Annotated in this window: 12 protein-coding genes; 2 read left to right on the top strand and 10 right to left on the bottom strand. The window is 71.3% G+C overall.

What is annotated here, in order from left to right:
* Window positions 1-174 precede the first annotated feature (174 nt).
* Window positions 175-1215 carry an LLM class F420-dependent oxidoreductase gene (locus KME77_RS09940; RefSeq protein WP_219464515.1) on the bottom strand — a complete coding sequence of 347 codons (1041 nt, stop codon included), beginning with the start codon at window positions 1213-1215 and terminating at the stop codon, window positions 175-177.
* Between the two features lie 102 nt (window positions 1216-1317).
* Between KME77_RS09940 and KME77_RS09945 the strand changes: the two genes are divergently transcribed.
* Window positions 1318-2205, top strand: coding sequence for an endonuclease/exonuclease/phosphatase family protein (locus KME77_RS09945; protein ID WP_219464531.1), 888 nt, complete (start codon window positions 1318-1320; stop codon window positions 2203-2205).
* A gap of 65 nt (window positions 2206-2270) precedes the next feature.
* On the opposite strand, the gene KME77_RS09950 is transcribed toward KME77_RS09945, so the two are convergent.
* Genes KME77_RS09950 through KME77_RS09965 form a run of 4 tightly spaced genes read right to left on the bottom strand, consistent with a single transcriptional unit; the run spans window position 2271 to window position 5891 of the window.
* Window positions 2271-2834 carry a nucleotidyltransferase family protein gene (locus KME77_RS09950; protein ID WP_308250643.1) on the bottom strand — a complete coding sequence of 188 codons (564 nt, stop codon included), beginning with the start codon at window positions 2832-2834 and terminating at the stop codon, window positions 2271-2273.
* A gap of 46 nt (window positions 2835-2880) precedes the next feature.
* Window positions 2881-3972: an XdhC family protein gene (locus KME77_RS09955; protein WP_219464540.1), complete on the bottom strand. Its 1092-nt coding sequence runs from the start codon at window positions 3970-3972 to the stop codon at window positions 2881-2883.
* Window positions 3965-5032: a vWA domain-containing protein gene (locus KME77_RS09960; protein WP_219464549.1), complete on the bottom strand. Its 1068-nt coding sequence runs from the start codon at window positions 5030-5032 to the stop codon at window positions 3965-3967. Before KME77_RS09960 ends, KME77_RS09955 begins: the two co-directional genes overlap by 8 nt.
* Window positions 5025-5891: an AAA family ATPase gene (locus KME77_RS09965; protein ID WP_219464559.1), complete on the bottom strand. Its 867-nt coding sequence runs from the start codon at window positions 5889-5891 to the stop codon at window positions 5025-5027. Before KME77_RS09965 ends, KME77_RS09960 begins: the two co-directional genes overlap by 8 nt.
* 155 nt (window positions 5892-6046) lie before the next feature.
* On the opposite strand from KME77_RS09965, the gene KME77_RS09970 reads away from it, so the two are divergent.
* Complete coding sequence (locus KME77_RS09970) at window positions 6047-6883, top strand: hypothetical protein (protein WP_219464561.1); 837 nt, start codon at window positions 6047-6049, stop codon at window positions 6881-6883.
* On the opposite strand, the gene KME77_RS09975 is transcribed toward KME77_RS09970, so the two are convergent.
* The 5 genes from KME77_RS09975 to KME77_RS09995 all read right to left on the bottom strand — a co-directional run.
* Window positions 6884-7273 carry a PH domain-containing protein gene (locus KME77_RS09975; protein ID WP_308250644.1) on the bottom strand — a complete coding sequence of 130 codons (390 nt, stop codon included), beginning with the start codon at window positions 7271-7273 and terminating at the stop codon, window positions 6884-6886.
* An 84-nt stretch (window positions 7274-7357) separates the two neighbouring features.
* Window positions 7358-7828 (bottom strand): 6,7-dimethyl-8-ribityllumazine synthase, encoded by a 471-nt coding sequence (gene ribH / locus KME77_RS09980; RefSeq protein ID WP_219464563.1) that lies wholly within the window; start codon window positions 7826-7828, stop codon window positions 7358-7360.
* Entirely contained in the window at window positions 7825-9042 is a 1218-nt protein-coding gene (locus KME77_RS09985) for a bifunctional 3,4-dihydroxy-2-butanone-4-phosphate synthase/GTP cyclohydrolase II (RefSeq protein WP_281424091.1), read from the bottom strand. Before KME77_RS09985 ends, ribH begins: the two co-directional genes overlap by 4 nt.
* Window positions 9039-9698 carry a nicotinamide riboside transporter PnuC gene (gene pnuC / locus KME77_RS09990; protein ID WP_219464572.1) on the bottom strand — a complete coding sequence of 220 codons (660 nt, stop codon included), beginning with the start codon at window positions 9696-9698 and terminating at the stop codon, window positions 9039-9041. The genes KME77_RS09985 and pnuC overlap by 4 nt, the downstream gene beginning before the upstream one ends.
* The coding region (locus tag KME77_RS09995) for a riboflavin synthase (protein ID WP_219464574.1) at window positions 9695-10174 on the bottom strand (480 nt) is incomplete at its 5' end. The genes KME77_RS09995 and pnuC, both read right to left, overlap by 4 nt.

Here is a 10174-nt window from a genome sequence, read left to right on the forward strand (position 1 = left end):
AAGGCCGCCCTCTGAGAAGGCAGTCTCAGAGGGCGGCCCTCAGGAGGCGGTGCCCGTCACAAGGCGATCCGCCTCACGGGGCGGTTCCCGTCAGGAGGCGGTTCCGCCAGAAGGTGGTTCCTGTCCGGAGAAGATGCCGACCAGCAGGAGGGGCCGGCCAGAAAGGGGTGCCGGTCAGGAGGCGATGTCCTTGATCTGTTCGATCAGCCGCACCCGATCCTCATGGCTCCTCCCGAACGGCGCGATGTTCAGCGTGGTCACCCCCGACTCCTTCATCGCCGCCACCCGATCCCGCACGAACCCCTCACTGCCGATCAACGACATGCTCTCCAGCAGCTCGTGCGGCACCGCAGCCGCCGCCTCGTCCTTCTTGCCGTCGAGGTACAGCTCCTGGATCCGCTCCGCCTCCTTCTCGTACCCGTAGCGGCGGGCGAGGTCGTTGTAGAAGTTGCGCCCCTTGGCGCCCATGCCGCCGATGTACAGGGCCGCCATCGGCCGCCCGAACTCCAGCAGCCCCGCCACGTCGTCGCCGATCGCCAGGGACGCCTGGGCGATCACGTCCAGGGGGCCGAGGTCGGGCTGCCGCTTGGCGGCCCCGGCGGCGAGGGAGGCGCCCCAGACGGCGGCGGCCCTCTCGGGGACGTAGAAGATCGGCTCCCAGCCCTCGGCCAGCTCGGCGGCCAGTTCGACGTTCTTGGGGCCGATGGCGGCGACGACGATGGGGATGCGCGGCCGTACCGGATGGTTGATGATCTTCAGCGGCTTGCCGAGGCCGGTGCCCTGGTCGGGGGGCAGGGGCAGCGTGTAGTGCTTGCCCTCGTACTGGAGCTTCTCGCGCCGCCAGACCTGGCGGCAGATCTCGATGATCTCCCGTGTACGCGCCAGCGGCGCGGTGTACGGGACGCCGTGGAAGCCCTCGATCACCTGCGGGCCGGAGGCGCCCAGGCCGAGGGTGAAGCGGCCGTCGGAGACGTAGTCCATGCCGGCGGCGGTCATCGCCAGCAGCGTGGGGGTGCGTGAGTAGAGCGGCAGGATCCCGGAGGCGATCTCCAGGCGTTCGGTGCGGGCGGCGATGTACCCCATCTGGCTGACGGCGTCGAAGCTGTAGGCCTCGGGGACGAAGACGATGTCGAGCCCGGCCTTCTCGTAGTCGGCCAGCTCCGCGACGGACTCCTTGAAGCCGCCCGAGTAGTTGAGTGCCATACCGATGCGCATGCCGGGCTCCCCATGACAAAAGACGAACCGAATGTTGTTCCGTTGCGACGGCAACAGGTTAGCGCGCCGCGTGCGGGGCAGCGAGCGGCTAGCCTGGTTCGAATGCTGAAGCGCGTCGTCATCGCCGTGTCAGTCGTGCTCGCCGCCACCTTGGCGGGGCATCAGCTGATCCCGGCGCTGGGCGGGTTCACCCCGGTGATGGAGAGCCTGTTGCCGTGGCTCGGGTTCGCCGTGCCGCTGTTGCTGTTGGCCGCCGCGGTGGCGCGCTCCAAGCTGGCGGCGGGCGTGGCGCTGCTGCCGGGGGTGGTGTGGGCGTCGATGTTCGGCTCGACGCTGCTGCAGAGCCCGCCCGGCGGCGCGAGCGACCTGGCGGTCGGCACGGTGAACGTGGGCGTCACCAACGACGCCTCCGGCGAGGCCGTGCGCCGCATCGCCGACGACCTCGACCTGCTGGCGGCGCAGGAGCTGACGGCGGGCGGCCCGGCGGCCAAGCAGCTCAACAAGATGTTCAAGCACCACTACCCGGTGGGCACGGTCGGCCTGTGGAGCCGCTACCCGCTCAGCCAGACCAAGCCGCTCGACGTCGGCATGGGCTGGCCGCGCGCGCTGCGGGCGGTGGTGTCCACACCCAAGGGCAAGGTCACCGTGTACGTGATGCACCTGGCCTCGGCCCGGCCCGGCATGACCACCTCGCGCGACGCGTCGCTGGCGGCGGCGCGCAAGCTCATCGACGACGACCCGAGCAAGCGCATCCTGCTGCTCGGCGACCTGAACACCGCCACCACCGACCGCGGCATGAGCGGGCTCACGCCGCCGCTGACGGACGCGCAGCGGGCGGCGGGCGACGGGTTCGGGTTCACCTGGCCGTCGGAGTTCCCGATCACCCGGCCGGATCACATCCTGTACCGGGGGATGACGGCGACCAGGGCGGGCGTGGCGCCGGCCACGGGGAGCGACCACCGGGCGGCGATCGCCTCCCTGCGCCTCTAGACGATCAGACGACCGGCGCCTCTGGACGACCGGGTGATCGGCACCTCTGGACGACCAGCCGATCGCTACCTGTCCAGCAGGGGCAGGTCCTCGGGAGTGTCGATGTCGGCGGGGTCGCCGAGGCCGTCGCACGGCACCTCCGTGACCAGCTCCGGATGCGCCTTCAGGAACGGCCGCGCCCCCACGTCCCCCTCCGCCATCGCGGACACCTCGGCGAAGTGGCGGCGGGCGATCATGACGGGGTTCCTGCGCCTGCCGCCGTACGTCGCCACGGCCACCGGGGCGTGGCCGGCGATCAGCGCCCGCACCGCCGCCGGGGTGATGAACGGCTGGTCGACCAGCGCGATCACCACCGACTCCGCCTCGGCGGGCAGCGCGGCCAGGCCGACGCGCAGCGACGAGCCCATGCCGGACGGCCAGTCGGGGTTGCGCACCGACACGGCCCCGCGCACCTGCACGGTCGCCGCGCCGAGCACCACCACGACCGGGTGGCAGCCGCCTTCGTCCAGCAGCCGGACGCCCCGGTCCACCAGGCGTTCGCCCTCGTACTCGACCAGCGCCTTGGGCGTGCCGAGCCGGGATCCCCGCCCGGCGGCCAGCAGCAGCCCCGCCACCCGCCCGTCCCTCACGACGCCTCCCAGCGCACGACCGCCATGCCGCTCGGGGGCAAGGCGCTCACGGGGTCTCCTGGTGGATGCGGCCCGCCGTGTCGGTGAGGGGCCGTCCGGAGCCGCCCCACCGGAGCTGGATCAGCTCGGCCGCGATCGACACCGCCGTCTCCTCCGGGGTGCGCGCCCCCAGGTCGAGCCCGATGGGCGAGCGCAGGCCGGCCAGCTCCTCCTCGGTCATCCCGGCCTCGCGCAGCCGCGACAGCCGGTCCTCGTGGGTGCGGCGCGAGCCCATGGCGCCGACGTACCCGGCCTTGGTGCGCAGCGCCACCTCCAGCAGGGGCACGTCGAACTTGGGGTCGTGGGTCAGGACGCAGATGACCGTGCGCTCGTCCACGTCCACCGAGGTCAGGTAGTCGTGCGGCCACTTGACCACCACCTCGTCGGCCTGCGGGAAGCGCTTGGGCGTGGCGAAGACGGGCCGCGCGTCGCAGACGGTCACGTGGTAGCCGAGGAACTTGCCGACCCGCGCCACCGCCGCCGCGAAGTCGATCGCGCCGAACACCAGCATGCGCGGCGGCGGTGCGAACGAGTGCACGAACACGGCCAGGTCGTCCAGCCGCCGCTCGCCCTGCCCGCCGTAGTGCCGGATGCCGGTCGTGCCCTGGGCGAGCATGCCGCGGGCGTCGTCGTCCACGGCCTCGTCGAGGCGTTCGAGGCCGAGCGTGCCCGAGGAGCGGTCCGGCCAGATGACGCGGCGCGCGCCCATCCGCCCGGGGCCGGAGACGATGGTGGCGACGGCGACGGGCTCGTGCGCGTCTATGGAGGCGGCGATCTCCCCGAGCTGGGGGAACGTCTCGATCGAGACGGGCTCGACGAGGATGTCGATGATGCCGCCGCAGGTGAGCCCGACGGCGAACGCGTCGTCGTCGCTCACCCCGTACCTCTGCAGGAGCGGCTTGTCGATCTCGGCGGCCAGCTCGAACACCGCGCCCTCGACGCACCCGCCGGACACGCTGCCGACCACCTCGTCGCCGCGCACCGCCATGGACGCTCCCGGCGGCCGGGGCGCGCTGCTGAACGTGCTCACGACCGTGGCGAGCCCGAACCTGAGCCCTGACCTCCACCAGCGGATGATCTCCGGCAGCACGTCACGCATGGGCGAGCCTCTCACTGAGTTCCTCGAAGGCGGCCAGGCTGTGCCCGGCCACCAGTTCGTCCAGATGGGGCAGGGCGGCCCGCATGCCGCCGGTCAGCGGCCGGTAGCCGTCGTACCCCTTGTGCGGGTTGACCCAGATGACCCGGTACGCCTGCCTGGCCAGGCGGGCCATCTGCGTGCCCAGAAGGTCGGGATCGCCCCGCTCCCAGCCGTCGGAGGCGATCACCACGATCGCGCCCCTGGCGGTGGAGCGGGCCAGGTATTCGCGCAGCTCCTCGCCGAGCCTGGTGCCGCCGCTCCAGTCGGGCACCGTCCTCGACACCTCGTTCAGCGCCGTGCCGGGGTCGCGGTGGCGCAGCTCGGCGGTGATCTGGGTGAGCCGGGTGCCGATCGAGTACACCCTGGTGACCCGCGGCTCGCTCCTGACCAGGGCGTGCGCGAACCTCAGCAGCGTCTCGGCGTACGGGGCCATCGAGCCGCTGACGTCCACGAGCAGCACGACCTTGCGCGGCCGGGTGGCGTGGCTCCTGCGCCGCAGCCGGGCGACCTCGCCCTTCTTCAGCGCGTCGCGGATCGTGCGCCGCTGGTCCAGGGCGCCTCGGTGGGCGGGCTCGTACCGGCGGGAGCGGCGCTGGGCGCGGCGGCCGCGCAGCATGGACAGCATGCGGTGCACCTCGGCCCGCTCGGCGTCGGTGAGCCTGGCGACGTCGCGGTGCCGCAGCAGCTCGGCGGCGCTCGCGGTGCCCGGCGCGGCCTCCCCCTCGCCCTGCCCCTCCTCCTCGCCGGCGGCGGTGTGGCGGGTGACGGTCGTGGCGCCTGTCCTGGTCTCCTTGGCGGTCCTGCCCTGAAAGTAGGCGGCGAAGCAGCGGTCGTACCTGGGCACGTCGTCGGGGCCGGCGCACAGGGTGCAGCGGCCGGCCCAGTAGACGGCCGCCGGGTCGGTCACGTCGAGGTGGTCGAGGGCCAGCATCAGGTTGCGGGTGCGCTCGTGGTCGGCGGCGACGCCCGCGGCGCGCAGCGTCCTGGCGAACCCGGTCATGGTGGCGGCCAGCTCATCCATGGGTCAGCAGCCCGTTGCTCAGGACGTTCTCGACGTCCTCGCGGTACTTCAGCGCCGCCCCCAGGGTGGCGGCGGCGTGCGCCGGGTCCAGTTCCTTGGCGCCCAGCGTGAGCAGCGCCTCGGTCCAGTCGAGCGTCTCGGCGATGCCCGGCGGCTTGACAAGCTGCGCCTGCCGCAGCCGCGCGGCCGCGCCGGCCACCTGGAGGGCGAGCGTCTCGGTGCATCCTGGCAGGCGGCGCAGCAGGATCGCCACCTCCCTGTCGAACCCCGGATGCTCCAGCCAGTGGTACAGGCAGCGGCGCTTGAGCGCGTCGTGCACCTCGCGCGTCCTGTTGGAGGTGACGATCACGACCGGCGGCGTCTTGGCGCGGACGGTGCCCAGCTCGGGGATGGAGATCGTGAAGTCCGACAGCACCTCCAGCAGGAACGCCTCGAACTCGTCGTCGGCCCGGTCGATCTCGTCCACCAGCAGCACGCTGGGCTGCGTCTCCACCGCCTTCAGCAGCGGGCGGGCGATCAGGAACCGGCGGTCGTAGATCTCCCCCTCCAGCCGCTCCACGTCGGTGACCCCGGCGGCCTCGGCGGCCTTGAGGTGCAGGAGCTGGCGGGCGAAGTCCCAGTCGTACAGCGCCTGGGCGGCGTCGAGCCCCTCGTAGCACTGCAGCCGGATCAGCGGCGCCTTCAGCAGCTCGGCCAGCGTCTTGGCCAGCTCGGTCTTCCCTACGCCCGCCTCCCCTTCGAGGAAGAGCGGCCGTCCCATCCGGAGCGCCAGGAAGGCGGCCGTGGCCAGGCCCTCGTCGGCCAGGTAGGCGTGCCGGTCCAGGAGCTCGATCAGCTTCGCCGGCGACTCGATGTCCATTGTCTTGATTGTCCGCCGCAGCACGCCTCTCAGGCTACGTCGCCGCCGCTTCTTTGCGAGGATTCGCTTTTTCTTTCGATCGCGGAGAGTAAAGTGCCCGTCACAGAGAGAGGAAGGTAATGTCCCCCGGCCTTCACCATGAGATGCCACTGGAGATGATCAGGCACCGCCCCGGCTTCGCGCTGGAGCTGCTGGCCTGGGGTCTGCGTGGCCACGCCGACGAGTATTCCGACGCCAGGACGGAATCCGTCGAGCTGAACGAACGCCTGCCCGCCGAGTACGCGGCCGACTCGGTCATCTCGGTCAGGGGCAAGGACGGTCACAAGCGGTTCGTGATCGTGGAGGTGCAGCGCCGGTTCGACGAGCGCAAGCTCTGGTCCTGGGCCGCCTACGTGGGCGGGCTGATGGGCCGGTACAAGCGGGCGGTCATGCTGGTCGTGTTCTGCCCCACCCGCGAGACGGCCGACAAGTACCGGCAGCCGATCAGCCCGCCGGAGAGCTGCCTGCTGCTGTGCCCGGTCGTCGTCGGGCCGGACGAACTGCCGGTCCTGCGGGAGCCGGAGGATGTGCTGGCCTCGCTGGAGATCGCCACCCTGAGCGCCATCGCCCATCCCACCGACACCGAGACGCTGGTCTCGGTGGCCAAGACCCTGGCAACTTCCGGCGATGAGCGTGGCCTCATTTACTACGATTACCTGCGCGGACAGCTCCCGATCGTTGTCCGCATGCAACTGGAGGAACTCATGCGCACCCAGGTCGACCGCCTGCCCGACGCCTTCACCCGGCCCATCGAGATCAAGGCTGAGGAACGAGGGGAAGTCCGCAAGGCGGTCGACATCCTGCTTCTGGTGCTTGACCAACGACAGATCAGGATCCCCTCCGACGTGAGGACGATCGTCGAGTCCTGCACCGATCAGGTCCTGCTCGACTGCTGGCTGCGCCGGGCTCTCACCGCCACGAACGCGGACGAGGTGTTCCAGGACCCCGCCTAGTCAGTCCTCCCCCGCCTCCCCGCGCTCATGGATCAGGGCCGACAGTTCGGCCGTGGCGCGGGCGGCGCGGGCCTTCTCCGAGCCCTGGATGCCCATCGCGCCCACCGTCCGGCCGTCGGAGAAGTCCAGTTTGGGCCAGGGGTCGCCCTCCAGCAGGGTGACGTCCAGGACCTCGGGCCAGCTGTAGCGGTGGACGCGGACGGCGTTGACGACGGTCAGGCCCTCGTCGCGGGCCTCGACCCGGACCCGGCCGAGCAGGTGCAGCACGAAGGCGATCGCGCAGCCGAACAGCACCAGCGCGATCCGGTCGGCCACCTGGAACGGCTCGGCGATGAGGACAGCCATCACCACCGAGCCGATCACGACGAGCGTCGCGCACGTGTACGCCACGATCCGCCCCTTACGGGGACGCCAGATCACGGGCAGGGGCGGAGGCGGCACAGGCGCGGACACGATCAGAAAACCTATCGCAGCTCAGGCCAGGTCCCGCAGCAGGAGGGCGGTTTCGAGCGCGGCCACGGCCGACTCGTACCCCTTGTCCTCCTTGCTGCCGGGCAGGCCCGAGCGGTCCAGGGCCTGGTCGAGGGTCTCGCACGTGAGGACGCCGTTGCCGACCGGGGTCTGCTCGTCGAGCGAGATGCGGGTCAGGCCGGAGGTGACGGAGTCGCAGACGTACTCGAAGTGGGCGGTCTCGCCCTTGATGACCGCGCCCAGGGCGACCACGGCGTCGCAGCGGCGGGCCAGGGCCTGGGCGACGACCGGGATCTCCAGGGAGCCGGGCACCCGGACGACGGTCGCGGTCGCGCCGCTGTCGTCGCACGCCTGCAGGGCCCGGGCCAGGAGCTGGTCGGTGATCTTGGCGTGCCAGGAGGCGGCGACGACGCCGACCCTCAGCCCCGCCGCGTCCGGGGCGGCCTCGCTCGCCGGACGTCCTTCGCCACTCATGAGGCCTCCGAGATGTCGTGGCCGAGGCGGTCGCGCTTGGCCTTGAGGTATCGCTCGTTGTGCGGGTTCATGGCCACGGGCATGGGCTCGCGGCCGAGGACCTTGATGCCGTACCCGTCCATGCCCTTGAGCTTGGCCGGGTTGTTGGTGAGCAGCCGTACGGACTTGACGCCGAGGTCGGCGAGCATCTGCGCGGCGTTGGAGAACTCGCGGGCGTCGACCGGCAGGCCGAGTTCGAGGTTGGCGTCGACGGTGTCGCTGCCGTTGTCCTGGAGGCTGTAGGCCTTGAGCTTGGCCAGCAGGCCGATGCCCCGGCCCTCGTGGCCGCGCAGGTAGACCACGACGCCGCAGCCCTCGGCGGCGACGGCGGACATGGCGTGGTCGAGCTGCACGCCGCAGTCGCAGCGCAGCGAGCCGAACACGTCGCCGGTCAGGCATTCGGAGTGGGCGCGGACCAGGATGTTCTCGCCGCCGGTCTCGGACAGGTCGCCGTAGACGAGGGCGATGTGCTCGCCGCCGTCAAGGGCGCTGGCGTACCCGTAGGCCCGCCATGTCCCGTACGCGTTGGGCACCTGGGTCTCGGCGATCCTGGTGACCATGCTCTCGGTCCTGCGCCGGTAGTCGACGAGCTGCTCGATGGAGATGAGCGCCAGGTCGTGCTCGTCGGCGAAGGCGCGCAGCTCGGGCAGCCTGGCCATGGTGCCGTCGTCGTTGACGATCTCGGCCAGGACCCCGGCGGGGCTCAGGCCGGCGAGCCTGGCCAGGTCGACGGCGGCCTCGGTGTGGCCGCGCCGGGCCAGCACGCCGCCGTCGTGGTAGCGCAGCGGGAAGATGTGGCCGGGCCGCACCAGCTCGTACGGCTCGGTCGCGGAGTCGGCGAGGGTGCGGATGGTGCGGGCGCGGTCGGCCGCCGAGATGCCGGTCGTCACGCCGTCGCGGGCGTCCACGCTGATCGTGTACGCGGTGCGCAGCCGCTCCCTGTTCTGGAACACCATGAGGGGCAGGCCCAGCCGGTCCAGCTCCCGGCCCTCCATGGGCACGCAGATGACGCCGCTGGTGTGCCTGATGGTGAAGGTGAGCAGCTCCGGCGTGGCCTTGGAGGCGGCGAAGATGATGTCGCCCTCGTTCTCCCGGTTCTCGTCGTCGACGACCAGGACGGCCTTGCCGTTGCGGATGTCCTCGATGGCCCGTTCGACCTGGTCGAGCATGGTCATGACGCCACCGCCAGGCCCCTGGCGCCCGCCTGGTACTCCCTCAGCCACTTCACGAAGCCGATCAGCACCAGGACGAAGAAGACCCCGTACACGGCCCCGGAGACGACCAGCCCGGAGCTGAACGCCAGCGGCACGCCGACCAGGTCCACCGCCACCCAGATGATCCAGAAGTCGACCAGCGCCCTGCCCTGCGCCCAGGTGGCGACCGCGCTGCCGACGAAGATGTAGGCGTCGGCGGCCACCAGGAACGCGCCCTTCGGCAGCGGCACGGCGGCCCCCCACGACAGGCCCGTGGCGTAGAACAGCACGCCGACCACGGCCGTGCCGAGCAGCATCGCGGCGATGTAGAGGGAGCGCTCGCGGGCCGTGGCCGGGCGGACGGCCAGGTTCTTGCCGCCCTCCGTGCCGCGCCGCCACGCCCACCAGCCGTAGACCGCCAGAACGCCGAACATCACCTGCTTGAGCCCATTGCCGACCAGCCCGGCGCTGAGCGAGGCGATGAGCAGCAGCACCGAGCCGGTCAGCTGCACCGGCCAGGTCCAGATCGACTTGCGCATCGCCAGCAGGACGGTCGACAGGGCGGCGATGTTGCCGACCAGGTCCGTCCAGAGAACGTGCGTGCCGAAGACGTCGAATCCCGCGTGTGTCCAGTTCACTGCTTGCCCACCAGCCTTTCCACATACTTGGCGATCACGTCGACCTCGATGTTCACCAGGTCGCCCACCTCGCGCTCGCCCATCGTGGTCAGCTTCAAGGTGGTGGGGATCAGGCTCACGCCGAAGCTGTCGTCGTCAACCGTGGTGACCGTCAGGCTGATTCCGTCGATGGCGATCGAGCCCTTCTCGGCCACGTACCGGGCGATGCTCTCCGGGAGGGAGAAGCGCAGGTCGTCCCAGTTGCCGCCGGGCTGCCGGGACAGCAGGACGGCGGTGCCGTCCACGTGGCCCTGGACGATGTGGCCGCCGAGTCGCTGGTCGGCCCGTACGGCCCGCTCCAGGTTCACCGCGGACCCGGCGTCCAGGCCGCCGAGGGAGCTGCGGTCCAGCGATTCCTTGATCACGTCCACGGTGAACACGTCGCCCTGGACGTCCACGACCGTCAGGCAGACGCCGTTGACGGCGATCGAGTCGCC

The sequence above is a fragment of the Nonomuraea rhizosphaerae genome (genome assembly GCF_019396405.1).
In the GTDB taxonomy this organism is placed as follows: Bacteria; Actinomycetota; Actinomycetes; order Streptosporangiales; family Streptosporangiaceae; genus Nonomuraea; species Nonomuraea rhizosphaerae.